Here is a 24,833-nt window from a genome sequence, read left to right on the forward strand (position 1 = left end):
CTCGCCGAGGTTTAAATCTAACAACTGTGATATAAAAGCTTCGGGCGGGCGACATCGGGTCCTCCGCTGGTGAGGGAGCGAGGGCGTCATGTTGCGTGATTACATCAAGGTCGAAGCGCTGACGCCCACCGTGACGCATGCCGATTGGGTGTACACGCGATCCTTCACCGCACACGGCACCTTCGAGCAGCAGGTGCGGCGGGTGCTCACCCAGCTGCGCGACGCGGCGGCTGCCGCGGACCTCGTCCCGAGCAGATACGCGCGCTGTGAGATCGTCCTGAAGGACCTCTCGAGATTCGAGACGGTGCTGCAGTTGTTCCGGGAGCTCCTCGATGCGGAGCTGCCTACGATCCGGCTCGTCCCGGAGCGAGTCATGCATGGCGACGCCGTCTTCTCTGCCGCGGTGTGCGGACCGAACGAGCGGGTGGGGGCCCTGCAGCGTTACGAGACTGCCGAGGTTTCGTACCCCCTGGCAATTCGTGCGGGACGCACCGTCTACACCTCATCGTTCTGGGCGTCCGATCCCTCAGGCCTCACCCACGACTCCGAGTCGGCGCTCGAACAACTCTTCACGGCCGTCCGAGCAGTGGGTGCCCGACCCGACGACCTCGTCAAGAACTTCGTCGTGCTCACCGACATGGATGCGTTCGAGGAGTTCAACGCCATCTACGGCGCCCGGGTGCACGGCATGGCGACCCGTCCGGCCCGAACCTCGCACGGCGTCTCCGCTCTCCCGGACGGCGCGTCGGTCGCGATCGATGGCATCGCCATCATCGACGCCGAGCGGGAAGCCGTCGAGGTGCCCGGCTCCGACACCGGATTGGACCTGCCCTTCTCCGCTGCCCTGCGCGCGGACGACCTGCTCTTCGTCTCTGGGCAGGTCGGCGTCTTCGCACCGGACGGCTCCTACCGACTGAACGTGGGACCGCAGACGACGACGATGTTCGAGCTGGTCGAGACCATCGCCGCCGCCGCCGGATCGAGCGTCGATCACTACGTGAAAGCGACGGGCGTGGTCACCAATCCCACCGCGTGGGATGTGTTCCTCGCGGAGTACATGCATCGGATGCCGCAACAGCCCGGTGTCTTGTCGGTGTACGAGGTCAGTCGGCTGTCCTTCCCCGCGATTCTGACCGAGATGGACGTCGTCGCCGTGCTCGCGGCCGCGAACCCCACCCGCACCACAGGAAAGGCTTGACATGACTGATTCGTGGATCGACGACATCCAGACCCCCGCGCTCGTCATCGACGTGCCGAAGCTTCGCGCGAACATCGCCGAGTATCAGCGCGCCGTCGAGGCGACCGGGACGAAGCTTCGGCCGCACACTAAGACTCACAAGATGCCGCGCATCGCGAAGATGCAGCTCGAGGCGGGAGCGCAGGGGATCGCTGTGGCGAAGATCTCCGAGGCAGAGGTCATGGCCGACGCGGGCATCGACGACATCCTCATCACCTATCCGATCATCGGGCGCGACAAGCTGGAGCGATTGGGAGCCCTGAACGCCCGCGTCGGGCGTCTGATCGTCGAGGTCGAGAGCCTCGAGGGCGCCCGGGGGATGTCCGCCTACGCGCAGGCGAGCGGGCAGAGCTTCGAGGTGATCTGCGAAGTCGACACCGCGCGCGTGGACCGTACCGGGTTCGACTACGAGACGGCGGTGGAAGACATCGTCGCGGTCGCCGCTCTCCCGGGGATCAGGGTGGTCGGGATCTTCGCGTACGCCTTCATGTCCAAGCGCGAGGGGATGGCGAGCTCACCGGAGGACGCCGGGACGCAGGAGGGTGAGCTGGCCGTCGCGGTGGCGCAGGCGGTCCGCGACCGCGGTGTCGATATCGAGATCGTCGCCGGCGGATCCAGTCCGACCGGGCGATACGTCGCGGCGGTCGAAGGCATCACCGAGGTCCACCCCGGCACGTACGTCTTCTATGACACGATGAGCGCCTTCTACGGCATCACGCAGGAGCAGTGCGCCGCCGCCGTGGTCGCGACCGTGGTCGCCTCCAACGAGCGGCGGGCGTGCATCGATGCCGGCAGCAAGTCGTTCTCGACCGATATCGCTCCGCACGCAGCGCCGCTCTACCTCGATGGGTACGGGCGGATCGTCGGCTACGACCATCTGCGTCTCGACCACCTCAGCGAGGAGCACGGGATCATCCTCGACAAGAACGGTGACCCCGTCGATCTGCCCATCGGCACCCGGCTGACTATCGTCCCCAACCATATCTGCCCTGCGGTAGCGCTCTACGACGAGGCGTACTTCGTCGACGACGGACACGTCGAGAGAGTTGCGATCGAGGGGCGCGGCAAGCGCGTCTGACCGTTCGACGGCTGACCGCTCGACGGCTGCGCGATCGACGCGTCGGGGAATGCGCGTCGCATCGCGCGGAGATCCGATGCGGTGTCAGTGCGGCAACGCGTCGAAGGCCGCGCGCGTGAGCTGTGCCGCGCCGACCGCGAAACTCACATCGCCCCCCACGGTGACCAGGTCGTATCCGAGGTCGCGCCAGAACCGCAGGCTGTCGGAGTCGAAGGGCGGACTGGACATCAGGGCCGGCTTGCCGTGCACGTGCGCACGCTCGGCGATGTGGCGGAACAGTTCGATCATCTCGGGATCGGTGTACTGCAGTGGCTTGCCGAACGCGAAGGACAGATCGGCCGGACCGAGAACGGCGATGTCGACGCCGGGCAGGTCGAGGATGGCGTCAAGCTCATCGACCGCTCCGCGGGTCTCTATTTGGATGAGCCGGAGCACATCAGCGTGCGTCTGCGACAGAAATGCCGCGGCATCCACCTCGGCGACGGCGAGCGCACGTACGGGACCGAAGCCTCGGGAGCCGGCCGGAGGATAGAGGCAGGAGTCCACCGCTCGTTGTGCGTCGGCGGCCGACGTGATCATGGGGAAGATGATCCCGTCGGCACCCGCGTCGAGGAAGGGCTTGGCCAAGGTAGGGTCGTTCTCGCCGATCCGGACGAAGGCTGTGATTCCGGACGCCCGCGCCGCGACGAGGTGTGCGACGACCTGGGCGCGATCGAGCGGGGCGTGCTCGGTGTCGATCCACAGGTAGTCGTATCCGACCCGGCCGGCGACCTCCGTGAACAGTGTGTCGGTCCCCACGATATGAGTGCCCAGGTACGGACCGTTCTCGTGTGCCCTGCGCAGGTCGGCGTGTGACGACATGATTCTCTCCTCGGGAGCGGGCGTAGCCCCCGGCGGAGGCTGCATCGCCTTATCTGTCACACATGTTACATAAAACCGGTTCGTCGTGGGGGAGAGATGATCGTGCCGTCTGGTCAGCTGTCCTGCAGCGCCTCGTAGAGCGCGGGTCGGCGCCGTCGGAGGGCGAGCGCACCGGCCACTCCGCAGGCGAACGCGGCGAACACGACCACGATGAGCACCATCGCGATCGTGGTGTCGCCCACGAGGAGGGGGAAGTTCGCCACCACGATCGCGACGAGGACGGCGAGGGCGAGCGCCGACACGGTCGGCGCGACGATGGTCTTCCACCGGCTGGCCGCCGCGCTCCGACGCCGGGCGAAATAGGCCACCACCGAGACGCTTGTCAGGCCCATCAGGACGACGATGCCGAGCGTGGCCGCTCCGCTCAGCCAGGCGTTGATCTGCAGCATGGGGTCGAGTCCGGTGAACGCAGCAAGGAGTACGAAGGCGATGGTCACGACCGAGACTACGGCCGACGACACCGACGGCGTCTGGTGGCGCGGATGCAGCCTCCCCAGAGGCTTCGGGAGCACGCCCGAGCGTGAGAGCGTGAACTGGTAGCGTCCGATGACGTTCTGGAAGGCGAGCGAGGCGGCGAAGATGCTCGTGACGATGAACATCGCGACGACGGGGTACATGAGAGGCGACAGGTAGGTCGACGAGATGTCCAGGAACAGCGCGCTGGGATCGCTGATCGCGGAGGGGTCTCCACCGATCGCTGTCGTGATCATCCACGACGTCGCGGCATAGAAGACCGCGATGAGGATGATGGCGATGGAGGTGGCGCGGGGAACCGTGCGTTCGGGTTCGCGTGCCTCCGCGCGGAAGACGGCCGTGGCCTCGAAGCCCACGAATCCGAGGAATGCGAACATCAGGGCGACGCTCCAGCTCCCGGAGAAGGCGGCTTCGGGTGAGAACGACGTCAGGTTGACGCCGGTGGGGCCGCCGTCGACGCCGACCGCGATGTCGACGGCGAGGACGGCGAGCGTCTCGAGGACCAGCAAGACGCCGAGGACGCGAGCACTCAGCTCCACGTTGAGATAGCCGAGCACGGCGATCACCGCCCACAGCACGACACTCAGCATCGGCCACGGGACGTCGACGCCGACGATCGCGCTCACAACGTTGGCTGAGCCGACGCCCAGGAAGACCGTCATCGCGATCTGCAGAAGGTAGTACGACAGCAGCGCCAAGACGGCTGCGCCCAGCCCCGCGGGCCGACCGAGACCTGCCTGGATGTAGGAATAGAAGGCGCCCGCGTTTCGTACGTGACGTGCCATCATCCCGAAGCCGACCGCGAAGACGAGCAGAACTGCGCCGGCGATCAGATAGAACAGCGGCATTCCGACCGTGCCCGTCACGGCGAGGGTGGTCGGAATGGAGACGCTCGCGGTCGTCATGGGTGCGGCTGCGGATACGACCAGGAAGACGATGGCGCCGACTCCCAGTCCGCGGCGCGGCGGAGGCGACAGCGGGGTGACGGGGCCGTGCAGGCCCGCATCCACGGGGCTGAAGTCGGCGGTCATGCCATGCTCCCGTCGGTCCGTCCGAGCATGCGCTCCCGATTGCGGAGTCCCTCGCGTTCCGTTCGCAATACCGCGCGATACGTGATTGCCGGCACGGCGCCGAACAGGCGGGTGATCTGTCCGCCGAGCGCGGGGAAGATGACCTCACGCGGACGGGCGTCGATCGCGGAGACGACTGCCGCGGCGATCTCCTCGGGGGCGACTGACTTGCCTGCGAAGGCGATCCCCGCCGTTTCGTCCGCCATCTCCTGCTCGAGCATCGGCGTCCGCGTGGACGGCGGATGGATGATGGTGAAGCCCACGCCGCTGTCGCGCTCTTCCAGCGCGACGCTGTGGTGGAAGGCGCGCAGTGCATGCTTCGAGGCCGAATAGCTGGAGTATCCGACCAGCGGGACGAAAGACGTCATGCTGCACACGTCGATGATGTGACCCCGACCGCGTGGTTTCATCCGCGCGAGGCCGGCGAGGATCCCGGTCATCGGTCCGAGCAGGTTCACGTCGATCATGTCGCGATGGCGCCGGAGCGGAATCGCCGTCGCGACGCCGGTGTGGATGATGCCCGCGTTGTTGACCAGCACGTCGAGCGGACCGAGCTCGGCCTCCACGTGGTCCAGAACCCGTGACCACTCGGCCTCGTCGCGCACGTCGAGTCGAACGGCGATCGCGGCACCGCCGTGCGGCGCCGCGACGCGCTCCGCGGCAGCGAGATCGATGTCGGCGACGGCGACCCGGTGGCCCGCGCGTACGGCGGCGGCTACGGATGCTGCACCGATGCCGCTTCCGGCGCCGGTGATCATGACGGTACGCGCGAGTCTCTCGCCTCCCCGGAGGGTGGGTGTGCTCATGTGGAAGGCCTCTCAAGGTCGATTTCGGGTGGAGCCAACTCTTGAGCGCGCGCAATAGTAAGTCAAGCGTTCAAGACGACTGACCAAAACTCGTGATCGGGCGGACACGCGGCCGAAACACGATTCGATGACGATGAGTTCGAGGGAACAGGAGCAGGCAATGGGGCGAATGGCAGCCGACGACCGCCGGGCGCAGTTGATCGCCGCGGCGATTGAGGTGATGACGACCGAGGGGATCGAGGCGGTGTCCACGCGTCGAGTGGCCCAGGAAGCCGGGGTGTCCGTGGGGGTCGTCCACTACTGCTTCGGAACCAAGGAGAACCTTCTCCGGCGCGTGATCGAGCAGTTGGTCGATGACATCCGCCGGTCGGCGCAGGCTCGCATCACGCCGGGCCAGGACCTCACTGCGTCGTTGTCGAAGGCGACCGAGGCATTCATGGGAGACGTGGAGGAACGCCCCGACCGTCACCTGCTGACCTACGAGATCGTGACGTACGCGTTGCGCACCGAGGGCTCCGAGGATCTCGCGGTCTGGCTCTACGAGTGCTACCAGTCGGCGACGGTGGACACCCTAGAGGCGGCCGCCGTCGCTGCGGGCGTTCGTTGGACCGTGCCGGTCGAGGTCGTCGCGCGGATCCTCACCGCCGCCAACGACGGAGTGACGCTGGAATGGCTCGTGCGACGAGACGGCACGCAGGCGCGCACGACGTTCGCGCACGTCATCGACGCCGTGCTCCCGCTCGCGACGAGCCTCGCGGACGACGCGACGTCAACCGGTCGCAACGTGGCCGGACGGGTTCACCCGTGAGCCGGGAGGAGCGTGCGCGCGTCGCGCTCTCCGGACTCGGCGTCCCTGAGTCGTTGCGATGGCGCGACGGTGCGCTGTTCTTCAGCGACATGGCGTTCGGGACGGTGCACCGTTGGGACGGGCTGTCGAGTGACACAGACCTCGTCGCCCACATCCCCGGCAGACCGGGCGGTCTCGGGTGGCTGCCGGACGGCAGAATGCTCGCCGTGTCCATGGACGGAGGCCGCGTCTACCGTCAGGAGCCGAACGGCGCACTCGTCGTCCATGCGGACATCGGACATCTCACGCGCGGGTGCGTGAACGACATGGTCGTCGACGATGAGGGTCGAGCCTACGTCGGAAGCTACGGGTTCGATTGGTTCGCGTACGTGGCGGAACACCCGGCATCCTCGCTGCTGGCACCCCCCGGACCCCCGCGCATCGGTCTCGTCCGGCTCGCGGACGACGGTACGATCCTCGGTCAGACGGAGCCGATCGCCTTCCCCAACGGCGCCGTCTTGGTGGATGGCGGGCGCACGCTGGTGATCGCCGAAACGCTCACGATGCGACTGCTCGAGTTCGCGGTCGGCGACGACGGCGACTTGCGCCGCCAGGGGACATGGGCGCAGCTCATCCCCGATGCGCTCTGGCGAGCCGTGACAGCGAAGGGGTGGCGCGGGCGGATCGCACGCCGAGTGTCCACTCTGACCGACCGTCCGGCCATCGCAGAGCGCTCGGCTTCCCCGATCGGGCCGGACGGCATCGCTGTGGGCAAGGAGGGGACTGTCTGGGTGGCCAATGCGCTAAGAGGAGAGTGTGTGGAGGTCGAACGTGGCGGGCGCATCCGGCGACGCATCCGCACGTCTCAGCCGGCCCTCAGCTGTGTCCTCGGTGGTGAGAACGGAGAGACGCTGTTCGTCGCAACCTCCCGTCACTCGGAGCCGGGGGTCGGCCGTGCCGCGAGATCCGGGTCCATCGAGACCTTCGCGCTCGGCTGACGCGCTTGCGTGTGTGAGCGACCCGTACGGCCGTCGCTGTCGCGTGGATCATCCCCGCGGGTGTCGCCTGCAGAAAGCGGAGTGTCATCAACCGGAAACATGCGCGACACGCCCGGGGTGAGGCGCCGAGTTGGCAGACGCCCGGAACCCGCGTAACTTATTACTTGTTCGCCCCACAGGGAAGAACGGAGAGGCTGAAGCCCCGTTCCCCTCAAGCGGAGAACGCACTCCCACACAAGCGAGACGATCTTCGGATCCGTCGTGCGTGTGGGGTGCCGATCGTTCCGTCGATCGCCGCCTCGGCGGTGAGAATGATCTGCTCCGGCGGATTTGACACGACGAACGAAGCGGCTAAGATGGAGAAGTTGCCCTGCGGGCGAGGCTGAGAGGCCGAGCGGCAGGAGCATCCGTTCCTTGAGAACTCAACAGCGTGCACTTGTCAAATGCCAAATAACCTCGTTCCAGCTTCGGCTGGGTGAGATTCCTTTGGATCAAGTCCAACCCTTTGGGGTTGGCGTTATGGATTGTCAGTGATGGCATCCTTTTGGTCAGTTCAAACTCGCTGCGCACTTCTTTTTCCGTTGTGTGTATGCATTTTTCTTTTACGGAGAGTTTGATCCTGGCTCAGGATGAACGCTGGCGGCGTGCTTAACACATGCAAGTCGAACGGTGAAGCAGAGCTTGCTCTGTGGATCAGTGGCGAACGGGTGAGTAACACGTGAGCAACCTGCCCTGGACTCTGGGATAAGCGCTGGAAACGGCGTCTAATACTGGATACGAGACGTGGCCGCATGGTCAACGTTTGGAAAGATTTTTTGGTTCAGGATGGGCTCGCGGCCTATCAGCTTGTTGGTGAGGTAATGGCTCACCAAGGCGTCGACGGGTAGCCGGCCTGAGAGGGTGACCGGCCACACTGGGACTGAGACACGGCCCAGACTCCTACGGGAGGCAGCAGTGGGGAATATTGCACAATGGGCGAAAGCCTGATGCAGCAACGCCGCGTGAGGGATGACGGCCTTCGGGTTGTAAACCTCTTTTAGCAAGGAAGAAGCGAAAGTGACGGTACTTGCAGAAAAAGCGCCGGCTAACTACGTGCCAGCAGCCGCGGTAATACGTAGGGCGCAAGCGTTATCCGGAATTATTGGGCGTAAAGAGCTCGTAGGCGGTTTGTCGCGTCTGCTGTGAAAACTGGAGGCTCAACCTCCAGCCTGCAGTGGGTACGGGCAGACTAGAGTGCGGTAGGGGAGATTGGAATTCCTGGTGTAGCGGTGGAATGCGCAGATATCAGGAGGAACACCGATGGCGAAGGCAGATCTCTGGGCCGTAACTGACGCTGAGGAGCGAAAGGGTGGGGAGCAAACAGGCTTAGATACCCTGGTAGTCCACCCCGTAAACGTTGGGAACTAGTTGTGGGGACCATTCCACGGTTTCCGTGACGCAGCTAACGCATTAAGTTCCCCGCCTGGGGAGTACGGCCGCAAGGCTAAAACTCAAAGGAATTGACGGGGACCCGCACAAGCGGCGGAGCATGCGGATTAATTCGATGCAACGCGAAGAACCTTACCAAGGCTTGACATATACGAGAACGCTGCAGAAATGTAGAACTCTTTGGACACTCGTATACAGGTGGTGCATGGTTGTCGTCAGCTCGTGTCGTGAGATGTTGGGTTAAGTCCCGCAACGAGCGCAACCCTCGTTCTATGTTGCCAGCACGTAATGGTGGGAACTCATGGGATACTGCCGGGGTCAACTCGGAGGAAGGTGGGGATGACGTCAAATCATCATGCCCCTTATGTCTTGGGCTTCACGCATGCTACAATGGCCGGTACAAAGGGCTGCAATACCGTGAGGTGGAGCGAATCCCAAAAAGCCGGTCCCAGTTCGGATTGAGGTCTGCAACTCGACCTCATGAAGTCGGAGTCGCTAGTAATCGCAGATCAGCAACGCTGCGGTGAATACGTTCCCGGGTCTTGTACACACCGCCCGTCAAGTCATGAAAGTCGGTAACACCTGAAGCCGGTGGCCTAACCCTTGTGGAGGGAGCCGTCGAAGGTGGGATCGGTAATTAGGACTAAGTCGTAACAAGGTAGCCGTACCGGAAGGTGCGGCTGGATCACCTCCTTTCTAAGGAGCATCTGAAGTCTTCGGACTTCCAGAACCCAGTTCGAAGGCACACGTTCTTCGCTGGGAGCTCATGGGTGGAACATTTGACGAGGCATCAGGGTCTGAGGGTTCTGCTGAGTACGCCGTTTGCGGTTGGAAAGGTGGGGTCGGAGGAGCTTGGTGCGTGCACGCTGTTGGGTCCTGAGGGACCGGGTGTGACTCCTTTGGGGGTTGCGGCTGTACCTCTGGGCCTTCTTCTGCTGCTTGTGCAGTGGGGGTTGGTACCGCCCGTACTTTGAGAACTACACAGTGGACGCGAGCATCTTAGAGATGAATCTTCGGATTCATTTCACAGGTGATCTTTTTTAGATCATTTACTCAATTTTCGAGTTGACGATTCAAACTCATGTGATTTCAAGTCTTTAAGAGCAAACGGTGGATGCCTTGGCATCTGGAGCCGAAGAAGGACGTAGCAATCTGCGATAAGCCTCGGGGAGTGGATAAGCACACTTTGATCCGAGGGTGTCCGAATGGGGAAACCCCGCTGGGCGGCGTGCCGACCTAGTGACTCCCGCCTGAATATATAGGGCGGGTAGAGGGAACGTGGGGAAGTGAAACATCTCAGTACCCACAGGAAGAGAAAACAACCGTGATTCCGTGAGTAGTGGCGAGCGAAATCGGAAGAGGCTAAACCTAGCGTGTGTGATAGCCGGCAGGCGTTGCACGTTGGGGGTTGTGGGACTTTCTTGATCATCCTGCCGGGTGATCGACGTGACAGAAGCGTATAGACGAATGGTCTTGAAAGGCCAGCCATAGTGGGTGCCAGCCCCGTAGTCGAAATGCGTGTTCTGGCGTGGAGAGTATCCCAAGTAGCACGGGGCCCGAGAAATCCCGTGTGAATCTGTCAGGACCACCTGATAAGCCTAAATACTCCCAGATGACCGATAGCGGACAAGTACCGTGAGGGAAAGGTGAAAAGTACCCCGGGAGGGGAGTGAAATAGTACCTGAAACCGTTTGCTTACAAACCGTTGGAGCCTCCTTAGTAGGGGTGACAGCGTGCCTTTTGAAGAATGAGCCTGCGAGTTAGCGATACGTGGCGAGGTTAACCCGTGTGGGGTAGCCGTAGCGAAAGCGAGTCTGAATAGGGCGATTCAGTCGCGTGTCCTAGACCCGAAGCGAAGTGATCTATCCATGGCCAGGTTGAAGCGACGGTAAGACGTCGTGGAGGACCGAACCCACTTAGGTTGAAAACTGAGGGGATGAGCTGTGGATAGGGGTGAAAGGCCAATCAAACTTCGTGATAGCTGGTTCTCTCCGAAATGCATTTAGGTGCAGCGTTGCGTGTTTCTTGCCGGAGGTAGAGCTACTGGATGGCCGATGGGCCCTACAAGGTTACTGACGTCAGCCAAACTCCGAATGCCGGTAAGTGAGAGCGCAGCAGTGAGACTGTGGGGGATAAGCTTCATAGTCGAGAGGGAAACAACCCAGACCACCAACTAAGGTCCCTAAGCGCGTGCTAAGTGGGAAAGGATGTGGAGTTGCTGTGACAACCAGGAGGTTGGCTTAGAAGCAGCCACCCTTGAAAGAGTGCGTAATAGCTCACTGGTCAAGTGATTCCGCGCCGACAATGTAACGGGGCTCAAGCACGCCACCGAAGTTGTGGCATTGACATTATTGGTAGGCCTTCGTGGTCCAGCCGTGTTGATGGGTAGGAGAGCGTCGTGTGGCCAGCGAAGCGGCGGTGTGAACCAGCCGTGGAGGCTACACGAGTGAGAATGCAGGCATGAGTAGCGAAAGACGTGTGAGAAACACGTCCTCCGAAAGACCAAGGGTTCCAGGGTCAAGCTAATCTTCCCTGGGTAAGTCGGGACCTAAGGCGAGGCCGACAGGCGTAGTCGATGGACAACGGGTTGATATTCCCGTACCGGCGAAGAACCGCCCAAGCTAATCCAGTGGTGCTAAGAGTCCTAGCCAGGAATGTGTGGATCCCTTCGGGGTGATGCCGTCTTGGTGAACGCTCGACCCCATGCTGGTGCGGTTAGCGTATTAACAGGTGTGACGCAGGAAGGTAGCCCAACCCGGGCGATGGTTGTCCCGGGGCAAGTGCGTAGGCTGAGTCGTAGGCAAATCCGCGACTCGTTCGGCTGAGACACGATGCGGATAAAAAGTGGGTGATCCTATGCTGCCGAGAAAAGCATCGACGCGAGGTTCTAGCTGCCCGTACCCCAAACCGACTCAGGTGGTCAGGTAGAGAATACCAAGGAGATCGAGAGAATCGTGGTTAAGGAACTCGGCAAAATGCCCCCGTAACTTCGGGAGAAGGGGGGCCATCCACTTATACGGACTTGCTCCGGAAAGGGTGTGGTGGCCGCAGAGACTAGTGGGTAGCGACTGTTTACTAAAAACACAGGTCCGTGCCAAGTCGCAAGACGATGTATACGGACTGACGCCTGCCCGGTGCTGGAAGGTTAAGAGGAGCGGTTAGCGTAAGCGAAGCTGCGAATTTAAGCCCCAGTAAACGGCGGTGGTAACTATAACCATCCTAAGGTAGCGAAATTCCTTGTCGGGTAAGTTCCGACCTGCACGAATGGCGTAACGACTTCCCAACTGTCTCAACCGCGAACTCGGCGAAATTGCATTACGAGTAAAGATGCTCGTTACGCGCAGCAGGACGGAAAGACCCCGTGACCTTTACTACAGCTTGGTATTGGTGTTCGGTGTGGCTTGTGTAGGATAGGTGGGAGACTGTGAAGCAGACACGCCAGTGTTTGTGGAGTCATTGTTGAAATACCACTCTGGTCACTCTGGATATCTAACTTCGAACCGTAATCCGGTTCAGGGACAGTGCCTGGTGGGTAGTTTAACTGGGGCGGTTGCCTCCCAAAAAGTAACGGAGGCGCCCAAAGGTTCCCTCAACCTGGTTGGCAATCAGGTGGCGAGTGTAAGTGCACAAGGGAGCTTGACTGTGAGACTGACAGGTCGAGCAGGGACGAAAGTCGGGACTAGTGATCCGGCAGTGGCTTGTGGAAGCGCTGTCGCTCAACGGATAAAAGGTACCTCGGGGATAACAGGCTGATCTTGCCCAAGAGTCCATATCGACGGCATGGTTTGGCACCTCGATGTCGGCTCGTCGCATCCTGGGGCTGGAGTAGGTCCCAAGGGTTGGGCTGTTCGCCCATTAAAGCGGTACGCGAGCTGGGTTTAGAACGTCGTGAGACAGTTCGGTCCCTATCCGCTGCGCGCGTAGGAAGTTTGAGAGGATCTGACCCTAGTACGAGAGGACCGGGTTGGACGAACCTCTGGTGTGTCAGTTGTTCCGCCAGGAGCACCGCTGATTAGCTACGTTCGGGATGGATAACCGCTGAAAGCATCTAAGCGGGAAGCCGGCCTCAAGATGAGACTTCCATACCTTCGGGTGAGAGGCTCCCAGCCAGACTACTGGGTTGATAGGCCAGATGTGGAAGCGCAGTAATGCGTGTAGCTGACTGGTACTAATAAGCCGATGACTTGATAACACTTCGTTTGAACTGAAGCTGTTCGCGTCCACTGAGTGGTTCTCGATGTACGGTCGAGAACCGCAGACAACATTCTTTTGTTGTGTGCATGACTTGAAACATCAATAGTGTTTCGGCGGCCATAGCGAGAGGGAAACGCCCGGTCCCATTCCGAACCCGGAAGCTAAGCCTCTCAGCGCCGATGGTACTGCAGGGGGGACCCTGTGGGAGAGTAGGACACCGCCGGACTCCTTTTAGAAAGGGCCACCCAACGCTGGGTGGCCCTTTCGCGTTTCTGCACGCCTTTCTGGAAGGCCATACGCTTGTCGCCATGACGTCAGGCCTTCATCCTCGCAGTCAGCTCGTGCACGATGCTCTACGTTCGGCCGGCATCCTGGGCGAGATCGTCGTGCTGCCCGATGCCGCATCGACGGCTGCGCTTGCCGCATCCGCGCTCGGCGTCGATGTCGGAGCGATCGCCAACAGCCTGGTGTTCTGGTCGGACGGCGAGGCTTTGCTGGTCATGACCAGTGGCGCGCATCGCGTCGACACGAGTGCGCTGGCGGCACGGCTCGGGCGTTCGTCGATCGTCAGAGCGACCGTGGAGCAGGTTCGTGCGACAACGGGGCAGGCGATCGGGGGAGTGGCGCCGACAGGCCACCCTGCGCCGGTGGTGACAGTCGTCGACGAGGACCTCGCTCAGTACGACCAGATCTGGGCAGCGGGCGGTACGCCGCACACGGTGTTTCCGCTGACGTTCGGTGAACTCGTGGCTCTCACGGATGGCGTGGTCATGAAGGTCGACGCACCCTAACGGGGTGCCTCGATATGCCACTCGTCCACGACATCGGGCGTAGCGGGCCAACCGTCGCCCGGGATGAGGAACGTGGCCACGGCACATGTCGTCATGGCGACGGGCCGCCCCGCCAGTTCGGATGCGAGTTCGCTCAGACCTGGATCGTGGGCGACGATGAGCACGCTCTGCCCTCCCGCAGCGGTCGCCGCGGCCCAGAGCTCCGGCATGCTCGCCCCGTACAGTTCGGGCATGGTCTCGAGTGGAACGCCGAGGGACGCTGCGAACGACTCCGCGGTCGTGCGGGCGCGCAGCGCCGTGCTGCTGAGTAGGCGATCGGGGCGGAAGCCCGTCTCCGCGAGGGCTGCGGCCATCAGGGGAGCGTCGCGCTGGCCGCGGTCGTTGAGGGGGCGTTCATGATCGCTCAGGCCGGGTACGCCCCAATCTGACTTGGCGTGGCGCACGAGGACGAGCGTGACCATGTTCTCGCTTCCTATCCCACGTAGACCCAGGCGTCGCGCCCGCTCTGCAGCACGACGGCGACCCGCGTGTACAACGAGACCTCGTATTCGTCGGCTGCGTCGAGCTCGTCGAGGGTCAGCTCCAGCACGCGTCCGGTGACCTTGTCGCTCCTGTTCCCGGTGCGGCGCAGGACGGGGTGCGTGGCAAGGCCCGAGAGCGCGACGACACGTGTGTCGTCGATGTCGGTGTACTGCACGTGGTAGCCCGCGAGCACGTCTTGCGTCGACTCGATATGGCGGCCGAAGACGTCGAGCTGCACCTGCGGAAGAAGGAGCGTGCCGTAGGAGAAGAGGCGCTCGGACGTCGCCGTGGTGCTCATCCCGCCCCCCTAGGCTCCGAAGACCGCGTGCGCGATCGCGAAGATCGTCAGACCCGCGAGAGAGCCCACGATCGTGCCGTTGAGGCGAATGTACTGCAGATCGCGTCCGACCATGAGCTCGATCTTCTCGGTGGTCTCTTCGGGATCCCAGCGTTCCACCGTGTCGGTGATGACGGAGGCGATGTCGTGCCGGTATCGCTCGATGACGAACACCGCGGCATCCGTCACCCAGCCGTCGACGCGGGCGCGCAGGGTCTCCTCGCTTTCGAGTCGGCGGCCGATATCCGTCAGCGTCTCGACCAGACGCCTGCGCAGCCCGCTCTCCGGGTCGCGGAGGCCCCGCGTGAGACCGTTCTTCGCCGTGCGCCAAGCCTCGCCGGCCAGCTCCCGGACCCGAGGCGAGTCGAACACCGTCGTCTTCGCGTCCTCGAACCGTCCGATCGTCGCGGGGTCGTGCTGCAGGTTGTCGGCCAGACGTGCGAGGTAGCCGTCCACGGCGTGCCGCGCGGGATGATCGGGATCCGCGCGCACGGCAGCGACGAACTTCACCGCCTCGTGGTAGGCGGCCTCGTCGATCAGGGTGTGCACCATCGACGGGACCCACGAGGGAAGGCGACGGGAGATCAGCCCCGTGAAGGCCGCGCGGTTCGCCCGCAGCCAGGTGGCCAGACTGTCTGCGGCGAGGTCCACTGCGCCGTGGTGCGCGCCCGAGCCGACCATGCGCTCGAGCCAGCCGCCCAGCGGTGGGCCCCATTCAGGAACGACCAGGTGCTCGCGTGCGAGGTCCCCGAGCAACTGCTGGACGTCGTCGTCACTGAGCGCCTCGATGACATTCGTCGCGATCGTCGCCCCCTCCGAGGCGACCCGTTCGGCATGTGCGGGCTGTGAGAGCCACGCGCCGAGACGGGCCGAAAGTGAGAAGGACTCGAGCTTGGCGCGGATGACGGGAGCGGCCAGAAAGTTCGTCTCGACGAACTCGCCGAGCGTGCGCCCGATCTCGTCCTTGCGCGTCGGGATGATGGCCGTGTGCGGGATGGGAAGCCCGAGCGGTCGCCGGAACAGCGCGGTCACCGCGAACCAGTCCGCGAGCGCCCCCACCATGCCGCCCTCCGCGGCCGCGCGGACGTACGAGAGCCACGGATACCGGCTCTGCAGGGCGAAGGCGATCACGAAGACGACCGCGAGCACGATGAGGGCGCTGAGCGCGATCCCCTTCATCAGCCGCAGCCCGCGCAGCCGCTCTCGATCGGCGTCGCTCAGCAGTGAGGTCGGTGTGCGGGGCATTTCGTCATCCTTCCACGGCGTACTCTGTCAGCGTGATCGACGACATCAAGAAGCGCGCCCTGCACCGCACCAGCATCCTGGAAGGGCAGCTGCGCGGGGTGACCAAGATGATCGAGTCCGAGGAGTACTGCATGGACATCATCACGCAGTCGCGGGCGATCCAGCGCTCGCTGGAATCGTTGAATCGTCTTCTGCTCGAGAACCATCTGCGCACCCATGTCGCCCACATGTTCGAGGAGGGCGGTCAGGACCGGGAGCGCGCCGTCGAGGAGCTCCTGCGCGCGTTCGACTTCGCCGGGAAGTGATCGGAGAACTCAGCTCGCCAGATCCTCGCGCTGACTCGTCCACCCGACGTCGAAGCTGCGATTGCCGCTGATCGCGGCCGCGAACGGTTCCACGGCCGACATCGTCTCCGCGTCCAAGATGAGCCCGGATGCGGGCAGCCACTCGTCCACGTGCCGGGCGAACCGCGAGCCGGGGATGGGTGCGGCAGACACTCCGAACTGCGCGGCACGCGTGAACAACCAGCCGAGCGCGAGCTGCGCGCCCGTCAGCCCGCGCTGGTGCGCCAGGGAGAGATACTCGGCGCGGAGGCTTGCATTGGCGGCCAGGTTCTCGGCGGAGAACCTCGGGAACCGCGGCCGGCCGTCACCGGACCCGATGTCGGCGGGGGAGAAGCCGTCGGTCAGCCACGCGCGGCTCAGTGGCGAGTAAGGCACGAAGCCGATCCCGAGCTCGGCCGCCGTCGGCACGACGGACTTCTCCACGTCGCGGCTGACGACACTCCACTCGGTCTGCACCGCGGCGATCGGATGCACGGCGTGAGCGCGGCGGATCTCGTCCGCGGTCGCCTCCGACAGGCCGATATGGAGCACCTTGCCCGCGGTCACGAGCTCTGACATCGCGCCGACCGTCTCCTCGATGGGAACGTGTGGATCGACGCGATGCTGGTAGTAGAGGTCGACGTGATCGGTGCCGAGCCGGGAGAGGCTCAGATCGATCTGTTCGCGCACGTAGGCGGCGTCGCCGCGGATGCCGCGGGAGCCGATCGCGCCGCCCGAGATCCCGAACTTCGTCGCCAGCGTGACCTCGTCGCGTCGGCTGGCGAGCAACCGTGCGATCGTGCGCTCGCTGCGCCCCGCACCGTAGATGTTGGCCGTGTCGACGAACGTGAGTCCCGCATCCACCGCGTGCGTCAGCGTCGCGAGAGCGGTCGCGTCGTCGACCGGCCCGTACACGTCGCTGAGACTCATCCCGCCGTAGCCGAGTGCGCTGACCTCGAGGCCGTCGCCGAGAAGGACCCGGCCCACGGCGCTCATTCGGATGCTCCCTGCTGGAGCGGTCCGAGCCACGCGGCGGCGACCGTCGCGTGCGCGGATTCCGGGTCGGAAGGATGGAACTGTCCGGCGAGGACGTCGCGGTACAGGCGGCCCAACTCGCTGGAAGAGAAGTAGGACGAGCCGCCGGCGACGAGGATCGCTTCATCGACGATCCGCTTGGCGCCCACGGCCGCCCGGTGCTTGAGCCCGGACAGCAGCGAGAACCATCGCGCCCCGTGATCCACGCCGGCATCGACGTCGTGGGCGAGCGCGACGATCTGGGGCACGAGCGCGTCGTAGGTCAGCGCCATCTCCGCCACCCGCCACCGGATGTCGGGGTCCTGACTGTAAGCCAGCCCCGTCTTGCGCGATCGTCGCCGTGCGGCCGTCTCGACGGCCACATCCAGGGCGCGTCGACCGATGCCCGTGTAGACGGAGGCGAGCAGGATCTCGAAGACGCTGAAGATGCCGAACACGATCGGATCGGGCTGGGGGCCGGGCGCGACCCGCCGAACGATCCGGTCGGCGGGAGCGATGGCTCCGTGAAGCTCCGTGGTGCGGGACTGTGTTCCCCGCATGCCGACCGTGTCCCAGTCGTCTCGGGTGCGCACCGCATCCGAGCGCGGCACGAAGCCGTAGACCAGTTTGGGTGCGTCGGCGGACGTCGTGTCGAGGCCGTGCACGCCGAGGTGCGTCCACGCCGGGGCGAGCGAGGTGAAGATCTTCGTGCCGGTGAAGGTGTACCCGCCGTCCGGGAGAGGGACTGCCTCGGTCGCGCTGTCGAAGAGCACGAGGTCGTTGCCCGCCTCGCTGATGCCGAAGGCGAATACCTCGCCGGCCGCGGCTCCGGTCTGGACGAACGCGAGATCGTCGATCCCGCGCTCCCGCAGCACCTTGGCGACCCCCGTCCAGACGAGGTGCATGTTGACGGCCAGAGCAGTTGCGGGTGCGGCCGTCGCCAGCCGCTGCTGGAGGATCGACGCCTCTGCGAGCGTCAGCCCCGCGCCTCCGCGATCCTCGGGCACGAGGATGCCGAGATAGCCGGCCGCTCGCAGCTCGGCCAGATCCTGCTCCGGGAAGACGTTCTCGCGATCGGTGTCCGCTGCGCGCCCGCGGATGCGCTCGATCAGCTCATCGGGCAGGTGCGCGCTCGGATCGAAGGTCATGCCAGTGCCTCCTGCAGCGCCGCCACGGTGGCTTCGGGGCGATCGCGATGCGGCGAGTGTCCGGCGCCGGCCACGATCGAGCGCGTGATGCGGGCATTGCCGGCGAGGACCTCGTCGGCGCGCGGTCCCGTGAACAGGCTGTAGACGGCGGGATCGGACGCGATGACGTGGGTGGGCACCACGAGGCGCGCGGCCGCATCCGTCACATCCCAGTCGAGGTTCTGCTCCAGTGTCTGCTCCACCGCCCAGGGGCTCGCGAGCTGGGCCGCCTGGGCCTTCAGCTCGACGTCCTGCGGGTGCCAATGGGGATGCGCGGCGCGCACCTCCTCGACGGTCGGCGAGTCGAACGCATCCTGCTGACTGCGTTCGACGACCGCGCGGTCGGCCGGTAGGAGGTACAGCGCGGGATCGACGAGGACGAGCCGCTTCGCCCATTCGGGGTGCTCGGCCGAGGCGAGCGTGGCGGACGCGCCGCCGAGCGAGTGGCCGATGACGAGGTCCCAGGCGCTGCCGGAGCCGGGAACCGTCTCGCTCACATCGGCGGCGTAGGCGGCGATCGTGTAGTCGAGCGCTCGTGGTGCCAGGCCGTGACCGCGCAGGTCGACGGCGACGGCATGCCAGCCCGCCTCGGCGAGGGCTGTTCCGAAGCGCCACATCAGAGCGCCGGACGACCCTAGTCCGTGGACGAGGAGGGCGTGGTGAGCGGATGCGGGAGAGCCCCACGCGAGGGTGGGAAGCGCGACGGATGCGGGCATGTCTACGAGCGTAGAACCCCTGTCGCCCCGCTCGCCCGTCTGCGTCGTTCTGTGGCGCTGCCCGGACGCGGAACGGCGCTCAGGTGATGATCGGCGTGGGCTCCGTGTCCGGGATGGGGCTCGGGTCGCGATGGCGCAGATCCGGGAAGGCGCGGACACACACGATGGCGACGATCGCGCCGGCGGCGGCGAAGCCCGCGGCCGCGATGAAAGCGCCGGGGGCTTCGACCGCGTCGATGAGGAAGCCGGCGACGGCGGAGCCCGCCGCGGCGCCGATCAGCTGACCGGTGCCGATCCACCCGTAGGCCTCGGCGGTGTCGGAGAACTTGACGCTCACGGAGGTGATCGCGAACAGCACCGCGAGGGCCGGGGCGATGCCGATCCCTGCGAGGAAGAGGGTGCCCGAGAGCCACCAGATGTCGAGGGAGAACATGGTCAGCACCAGGCCGACGGCGACGATGCCCATCCGTCGCGCCATCGCCCAGGGCCCCATGGGCACGTGCCCGAACGAGAGGCCTCCGGCGAGGCTGCCGATGGAGAACACGGCGAGGACGATGCCCGCCTCGAGTCCGCCGTGGTCGAAGGTCGCGACGACACCCGCCTCGACGGCGGAACAGGCGCCGATGAGGAGGAAGCCGATGATGGTGGCCAGGAGCACGGTGGGGCGCGTGAGCACCTTCCCGAAGCGGCGCTTGCTGCGGGGGATGCGCACCCGGCCGACCTCGGGGGAGAGGATGAACCACGTTCCGCCGCCGACGAGGATGACGGCGATCAGGACGAGCGCCTCCCACGTGCCGATCTGCGTCGCGATGAACGTGATGACCACGGGGGCGATGATCCAGATGATCTCCTGCAGTGACGCATCCAGCGAGTAGAGCGGAGTGAGCTGAAGGGAGTTGACCATCTTGGGATAGATCGTGCGGACGGCGGACTGCACCGGCGGGGTCGACAGCCCCGCGATGAGCCCGAACGCCATGAAGCCGGCGACGGGAAGATCGAGCAGACCGATGGCGAGGATCGCCAGCGCGCACACGATCATCGTCAGGCTCAGCACACGCCGCATCCCCCACCGGCCCATCCACCGGCTGGTGACGGGGCCCGAGACCGCCTGCCCCACGGAGGAGGCTGCGAGAACGAGCCCTGCGTACCCGTACGACCCGGTCACATGCTCGACGTGCAGGAGGATCGCCAGGCTCGTCATCCCGTTCGGGAAGCGCGCCGTGAGCTGTGCGGCGATGATGCGCGCCACCCCCGGGGTGCGCAGCAATTCCTGGTATCCGGCCATCCCTTCAGGATATCTCGGCGGGCGGTTCCACCGCCGGACGGATGCGGGGGCGCGACACGCCGCGACACGCCGGAGTCGGTTATCCACCGCGCGGGATCCGGCCAGCGAGGCGCCGGTGTGGATGGTTTCGTCGTTCATCCAGGATTCGCCCGCGATTCAGGGTTTTTTCAGCTCCCGACACGCCCCTCGGCTGTGGATGAAACGGTGGACAACCTGTGTTGTATCTGGGGAGAGCGGCTCGAAAATCACACGGATGTAACTACTACCCCTTGTGGTGCTATCCGATGTCCGTACCCATATGTAGTATTGAGGTCCCGGCGACGAGAAGTGCTGGGAACAGGTCCGTCCGAGGGGAGAAAGAGGTCGAAATGGCGATCACCGTCTACACCAAGCCGTCGTGCGTGCAGTGCAATGCCACCTACCGCGCACTGGATTCGAAGGGCATCGAGTACGAGGTCCTCGACGTCTCGCAGGACCCCGCGGCTCTCGAGCAGGTCAAGGCCCTCGGCTACCTGCAGGCTCCCGTCGTGATCACCGACGAGGACCACTGGTCGGGCTTCCGTCCCGACAAGATCGACGAGCTGGCCGCGCGCCTGGCCTGACCGATGGCAACCGCTGTCGCAGACCAGGTCGGCGCGGTTGCCCACTCCCTCCGTGAGCCCGCCCCGACGGCTCCGCTCCTCGTCTACTTCTCGAGCGTCTCAGGTAACACCGCGCGTTTCATCGAGAAGCTCGGGATGCGGGCCGTGCGGATCCCCTTGCGGCCCACGGATCCGACCCCTCTCATCGACGAACCCTTCGTCCTGATCACCCCCACCTACGGGGGCGGGCAGGGAAGGGGCGAGGAGCGGGGAGCGGTTCCCAAGCAGGTGATTCGGTTCCTCAACGACGAGGCCAACCGGTCCCTGCTTCGCGGCGTGATCGCCGCGGGCAGCACCAACTTCGGTGAGCACTACGGGCTCGCCGGAGAGATCATCAGCCGTAAGTGTCGTGTGCCGCACTTGGATCGGTTCGAATTGTTCGGCACGCCAGAGGACGTCGAGCGCATCGGCGAAGGATTGGAACGATGGTGGAAGCAGCACTGAAGGACTTGAGCTTCAAGACCGAGGCGCGTTTCGAGGGACTGGACTATCACGCCCTCAACGCGATGCTCAATCTGTACGACGCGAACGGGCAGATCCAGTTCGACGCCGACAAGCGTGCCGCGCGGGAGTACTTCCTGCAGCACGTGAACCAGAACACCGTGTTCTTCCACTCGCTCAAGGAGCGGCTCGACTACCTGGTCGAGAAGGAGTACTACGAGCCCGGTGTGCTCGCGAAGTACCCGCACGAGTTCATCCAGGAGCTCAACGACCGCGCGTACGGCAAGAAGTTCCGCTTCGAGACCTTCCTCGGCGCCTTCAAGTACTACACGAGCTACACGCTGAAGACGTTCGACGGCAAGCGCTACCTCGAGCGCTTCGAGGACCGCGTCGTCATGACCGCCCTGGCGCTCGCCGACGGCGACCAGAAGCTCGCCGTGCAGCTGGTCGACGAGATCATCTCCGGTCGCTTCCAGCCGGCCACGCCTACCTTCCTCAACGCGGGCAAGGCACAGCGCGGTGAGCTCGTCTCGTGCTTCCTGCTGCGCATCGAAGACAACATGGAGTCGATCGCCCGCGGCATCAACTCCGCGCTGCAGCTCTCCAAGCGCGGCGGTGGTGTGGCGCTGCTGCTGTCCAACATCCGCGAGTCGGGTGCACCGATCAAGCAGATCGAGAACCAGTCCAGCGGCATCATCCCCGTCATGAAGCTGCTCGAAGACAGCTTCAGCTACGCCAACCAGCTCGGTGCTCGTCAGGGTGCCGGTGCTGTCTACCTCTCGGCGCACCACCCCGACATCATGCGCTTCCTCGACACCAAGCGCGAGAACGCCGACGAGAAGATCCGCATCAAGACCCTCTCGCTCGGTGTCGTCGTTCCCGACATCACCTTCGAGCTCGCCAAGAACGGCGAGGACATGTACCTGTTCTCGCCGTACGACGTGGAGAAGGTCTACGGCGTGCCCTTCGGCGACATCTCGGTCACCGAGAAGTACCGCGAGATGGTCGACGACCCGCGCATCAAGAAGACGAAGATCAACGCGCGCGACTTCTTCCAGACCCTCGCCGAGATCCAGTTCGAGTCGGGTTACCCGTACATCATGTTCGAGGACACGGTGAACCGCGCGAACCCGATCAAGGGTCGCATCAACATGTCCAACCTCTGCAGCGAGATCCTGCAGGTGAACACGCCAACGACGTTCAACGAGGACCTCTCGTACGACCAGATCGGCAAGGACATCTCGTGCAACCTGGGCTCGATGAACATCGCCCTGGCGATGGACGGCGGCGACCTGGGCGAGACGGTGGAGGCCGCGATCCGTGCGCTGAGCGCGGTCAGCGACCAGAGCCACATCCGCTCGGTGCGTTCGATCGAGGACGGCAACGACCGGTCCCACGCGATCGGCCTGGGCCAGATGAACCTGCACGGGTACCTCGCGCGCGAGCACGTGCACTACGGCTCCGAAGAGGGCCTGGACTTCACGAACATTTACTTCTACACGGTGCTGTTCCACGCACTGCGCGCCTCCAACGCGCTCGCGATCGAGCGCGGTCACGCGTTCGACGGCTTCGAGGACTCGACGTACGCGTCGGGTGCGTTCTTCGACAAGTACCTCGAGCAGGAGTGGGTGCCGCAGACGGAGAAGGTCAAGGAGCTCTTCGCCGGACACCACATCCCCACGCAGGGTGACTGGGCGGAGCTGAAGGCGTCGATCCAGAAGCACGGCATCTACAACCAGAACCTGCAGGCGGTCCCGCCGACCGGTTCGATCTCGTACATCAACAACTCGACGTCGTCGATCCACCCGATCGCCTCGAAGATCGAGATCCGCAAGGAAGGCAAGCTCGGCCGCGTCTACTACCCGGCGCCGTTCATGACGAACGACAACCTGGAGTACTACCAGGACGCGTACGAGATCGGCTACGAGAAGGTCATCGACACGTATGCCGCCGCGACTCAGCACGTCGACCAGGGCCTGTCGCTGACGCTGTTCTTCAAGGACACCGCCACTACGCGCGACATCAACAAGGCGCAGATCTACGCATGGCGCAAGGGCATCAAGACGATCTACTACATCCGCCTGCGGCAGATGGCGCTCGAGGGCACCGACATGTCCGAGTGCGTCAGCTGCATGCTCTGACGCGCACCGCGTCTCGACTCGCTCCGCTCGCTCAACGACCGATCTCTGCAAGGACACCGACATGACCCCCGAGAAGCTGAAGCTGATCGACCACGTCCAGGCGATCAACTGGAACCGCATCCAGGACGACAAGGACCTCGAGGTGTGGAACCGCCTCGTGAACAACTTCTGGCTGCCCGAGAAGGTGCCGCTGTCCAACGACATCCAGTCGTGGAACACGCTGACACCCGACGAGCAGACGCTCACGATGCGCGTGTTCACCGGCCTCACCCTGCTCGACACGATCCAGGGCACGGTCGGAGCGGTGTCGCTGATCCCGGATGCGCTGACGCCGCACGAGGAGGCGGTGTACACCAACATCGCGTTCATGGAGTCGGTGCACGCGAAGAGCTACTCTTCCATCTTCTCGACCCTCGCGTCGACACCCGAGATCGACGATGCGTTCCGGTGGTCGGTGGAGAACGAGAACCTTCAGAAGAAGGCCCACATCGTCATGGACTACTACCGTGGCGACGAGCCCCTCAAGCGCAAGGTGGCCTCGACCCTGCTCGAGTCGTTCCTGTTCTACTCGGGCTTCTACCTGCCGCTGCACTGGTCGGCCAAGGCGAAGCTCACGAACACGGCCGACATCATCCGCCTCATCATCCGCGACGAGGCCGTGCACGGGTACTACATCGGCTACAAGTTCCAGAAGGGCATGGAGCTGATCACGCAGACCGAGCGCGACGAGATCAAGGACTACACGTTCTCGCTGCTCTACGAGCTCTACGACAACGAGGTGCAGTACACGCAGGACCTCTACGACACCGTCGGCCTCACCGAAGACGTCAAGAAGTTCCTGCACTACAACGCGAACAAGGCGCTCATGAACCTCGGGTTCGAGGCCATGTTCCCCTCGACGGTCACGAACGTGAACCCGGCGATCCTGTCGGCGCTCTCGCCCAACGCGGACGAGAACCACGACTTCTTCAGCGGGTCGGGCTCCTCCTACGTCATCGGCAAGGCGGAGGCCACCGAGGACGAGGACTGGGACTTCTGATCCCTGCGTAGCCCGCGGTTCCGCCGCGCACTGACAAGGCCCCCGGCCGGTCGCTCTCTCGGGTGATCCGCCGGGGGCTCTTCATTGTTCCGACCCCTGGTCTGGCGCCGTGCGGGTGGGAGAAAAAGTCCCGGCCAGCGGCAATTTGACTTCCGTGA

Annotated in this window: 20 protein-coding genes and 3 rRNA genes; 13 read left to right on the forward strand and 10 right to left on the reverse strand. The window is 64.2% G+C overall.

Features of this window, described 5'->3' with window-relative positions; all coding sequences use genetic code 11:
* Positions 1 to 88: 88 nt before the first annotated feature.
* Positions 89 to 1,198, forward strand: coding sequence for a RidA family protein (locus tag QE377_RS13345; protein WP_307324039.1), 1,110 nt, complete (start codon positions 89 to 91; stop codon positions 1,196 to 1,198).
* A gap of 1 nt (position 1,199) precedes the next feature.
* On the forward strand, positions 1,200 to 2,315 hold the full coding sequence (locus QE377_RS13350) for an alanine racemase (RefSeq protein ID WP_307324041.1): 1,116 nt from the start codon (positions 1,200 to 1,202) through the stop codon (positions 2,313 to 2,315).
* Positions 2,316 to 2,399: 84 nt separating this feature from the next.
* On the opposite strand, the gene QE377_RS13355 is transcribed toward QE377_RS13350, so the two are convergent.
* From QE377_RS13355 to QE377_RS13365, 3 genes are all read right to left on the reverse strand, one after another.
* Entirely contained in the window at positions 2,400 to 3,176 is a 777-nt protein-coding gene (locus QE377_RS13355; protein ID WP_307324043.1) for an HpcH/HpaI aldolase/citrate lyase family protein, read from the reverse strand.
* A 113-nt stretch (positions 3,177 to 3,289) separates the two neighbouring features.
* Entirely contained in the window at positions 3,290 to 4,741 is a 1,452-nt protein-coding gene (locus QE377_RS13360; RefSeq protein ID WP_307324045.1) for an APC family permease, read from the reverse strand.
* On the reverse strand, positions 4,738 to 5,586 hold the full coding sequence (locus tag QE377_RS13365; RefSeq protein ID WP_307324047.1) for an SDR family oxidoreductase: 849 nt from the start codon (positions 5,584 to 5,586) through the stop codon (positions 4,738 to 4,740). The genes QE377_RS13360 and QE377_RS13365 overlap by 4 nt, the downstream gene beginning before the upstream one ends.
* Positions 5,587 to 5,755: 169 nt before the next feature.
* On the opposite strand from QE377_RS13365, the gene QE377_RS13370 reads away from it, so the two are divergent.
* The 6 genes from QE377_RS13370 (at position 5,756) to QE377_RS13395 (ending at position 13,784) form a co-directional block, all read left to right on the forward strand.
* Entirely contained in the window at positions 5,756 to 6,394 is a 639-nt protein-coding gene (locus tag QE377_RS13370; RefSeq protein WP_307324051.1) for a TetR/AcrR family transcriptional regulator, read from the forward strand.
* A complete protein-coding gene (locus QE377_RS13375) occupies positions 6,391 to 7,371 on the forward strand; it encodes an SMP-30/gluconolactonase/LRE family protein (protein ID WP_307324053.1) in 981 nt (326 codons plus the stop codon). The genes QE377_RS13370 and QE377_RS13375 overlap by 4 nt, the downstream gene beginning before the upstream one ends.
* Before the next feature lie 601 nt (positions 7,372 to 7,972).
* A 16S ribosomal RNA gene (locus QE377_RS13380) occupies positions 7,973 to 9,495 on the forward strand.
* A gap of 391 nt (positions 9,496 to 9,886) precedes the next feature.
* Positions 9,887 to 12,991: ribosomal RNA gene (locus tag QE377_RS13385) — 23S ribosomal RNA — on the forward strand.
* 111 nt (positions 12,992 to 13,102) lie between these two features.
* A 5S ribosomal RNA gene (gene rrf / locus QE377_RS13390) occupies positions 13,103 to 13,219 on the forward strand.
* The 16S, 23S and 5S rRNA genes sit together here, the layout of an rRNA operon.
* Before the next feature lie 82 nt (positions 13,220 to 13,301).
* Positions 13,302 to 13,784 (forward strand): YbaK/EbsC family protein, encoded by a 483-nt coding sequence (locus tag QE377_RS13395; protein WP_307324056.1) that lies wholly within the window; start codon positions 13,302 to 13,304, stop codon positions 13,782 to 13,784.
* Here QE377_RS13395 and QE377_RS13400 read toward each other — a convergent pair.
* Genes QE377_RS13400 through QE377_RS13410 form a run of 3 tightly spaced genes read right to left on the reverse strand, consistent with a single transcriptional unit; the run spans position 13,781 to position 15,888 of the window.
* Positions 13,781 to 14,245, reverse strand: a complete 465-nt coding sequence (locus QE377_RS13400; protein ID WP_307324059.1) for a histidine phosphatase family protein — start codon at positions 14,243 to 14,245, stop codon at positions 13,781 to 13,783. The genes QE377_RS13395 and QE377_RS13400 overlap by 4 nt on opposite strands.
* Before the next feature lie 11 nt (positions 14,246 to 14,256).
* Positions 14,257 to 14,604 carry a gamma-glutamylcyclotransferase family protein gene (locus tag QE377_RS13405; protein WP_307324062.1) on the reverse strand — a complete coding sequence of 116 codons (348 nt, stop codon included), beginning with the start codon at positions 14,602 to 14,604 and terminating at the stop codon, positions 14,257 to 14,259.
* A gap of 9 nt (positions 14,605 to 14,613) precedes the next feature.
* Positions 14,614 to 15,888: a DUF445 domain-containing protein gene (locus QE377_RS13410; protein WP_307324065.1), complete on the reverse strand. Its 1,275-nt coding sequence runs from the start codon at positions 15,886 to 15,888 to the stop codon at positions 14,614 to 14,616.
* Between the two features lie 32 nt (positions 15,889 to 15,920).
* Between QE377_RS13410 and QE377_RS13415 the strand changes: the two genes are divergently transcribed.
* Entirely contained in the window at positions 15,921 to 16,193 is a 273-nt protein-coding gene (locus tag QE377_RS13415; protein ID WP_307324068.1) for a metal-sensitive transcriptional regulator, read from the forward strand.
* 9 nt (positions 16,194 to 16,202) lie between these two features.
* On the opposite strand, the gene QE377_RS13420 is transcribed toward QE377_RS13415, so the two are convergent.
* From QE377_RS13420 to QE377_RS13435, 4 genes are all read right to left on the reverse strand, one after another.
* The gene (locus tag QE377_RS13420; RefSeq protein ID WP_307324072.1) at positions 16,203 to 17,207 is read right to left on the reverse strand and encodes an aldo/keto reductase; all 1,005 of its coding nucleotides are present in this window, start codon (positions 17,205 to 17,207) and stop codon (positions 16,203 to 16,205) included.
* Positions 17,204 to 18,373 carry an acyl-CoA dehydrogenase family protein gene (locus QE377_RS13425; RefSeq protein WP_307324074.1) on the reverse strand — a complete coding sequence of 390 codons (1,170 nt, stop codon included), beginning with the start codon at positions 18,371 to 18,373 and terminating at the stop codon, positions 17,204 to 17,206. Before QE377_RS13425 ends, QE377_RS13420 begins: the two co-directional genes overlap by 4 nt.
* On the reverse strand, positions 18,370 to 19,128 hold the full coding sequence (locus tag QE377_RS13430) for an alpha/beta fold hydrolase (protein ID WP_307324077.1): 759 nt from the start codon (positions 19,126 to 19,128) through the stop codon (positions 18,370 to 18,372). Before QE377_RS13430 ends, QE377_RS13425 begins: the two co-directional genes overlap by 4 nt.
* Before the next feature lie 79 nt (positions 19,129 to 19,207).
* Entirely contained in the window at positions 19,208 to 20,413 is a 1,206-nt protein-coding gene (locus QE377_RS13435; protein ID WP_307324081.1) for an MFS transporter, read from the reverse strand.
* Between the two features lie 368 nt (positions 20,414 to 20,781).
* Between QE377_RS13435 and nrdH the strand changes: the two genes are divergently transcribed.
* The 4 genes from nrdH (at position 20,782) to nrdF (ending at position 24,675) form a co-directional block, all read left to right on the forward strand.
* Positions 20,782 to 21,015: a glutaredoxin-like protein NrdH gene (gene nrdH, locus QE377_RS13440; protein WP_137417590.1), complete on the forward strand. Its 234-nt coding sequence runs from the start codon at positions 20,782 to 20,784 to the stop codon at positions 21,013 to 21,015.
* Between the two features lie 3 nt (positions 21,016 to 21,018).
* Positions 21,019 to 21,498: a class Ib ribonucleoside-diphosphate reductase assembly flavoprotein NrdI gene (gene nrdI / locus QE377_RS13445; protein WP_307324088.1), complete on the forward strand. Its 480-nt coding sequence runs from the start codon at positions 21,019 to 21,021 to the stop codon at positions 21,496 to 21,498.
* Positions 21,480 to 23,636 carry a class 1b ribonucleoside-diphosphate reductase subunit alpha gene (gene nrdE / locus QE377_RS13450; protein ID WP_137417588.1) on the forward strand — a complete coding sequence of 719 codons (2,157 nt, stop codon included), beginning with the start codon at positions 21,480 to 21,482 and terminating at the stop codon, positions 23,634 to 23,636. Before nrdI ends, nrdE begins: the two co-directional genes overlap by 19 nt.
* Positions 23,637 to 23,697: 61 nt before the next feature.
* A complete protein-coding gene (gene nrdF / locus QE377_RS13455) occupies positions 23,698 to 24,675 on the forward strand; it encodes a class 1b ribonucleoside-diphosphate reductase subunit beta (RefSeq protein ID WP_307324094.1) in 978 nt (325 codons plus the stop codon).
* The last annotated feature ends 158 nt before the right edge of the window (positions 24,676 to 24,833 follow it).

Origin of the sequence: Microbacterium sp. SORGH_AS_0862 (assembly GCF_030818795.1) — a bacterium.
In the GTDB taxonomy this organism is placed as follows: Bacteria; Actinomycetota; Actinomycetes; order Actinomycetales; family Microbacteriaceae; genus Microbacterium.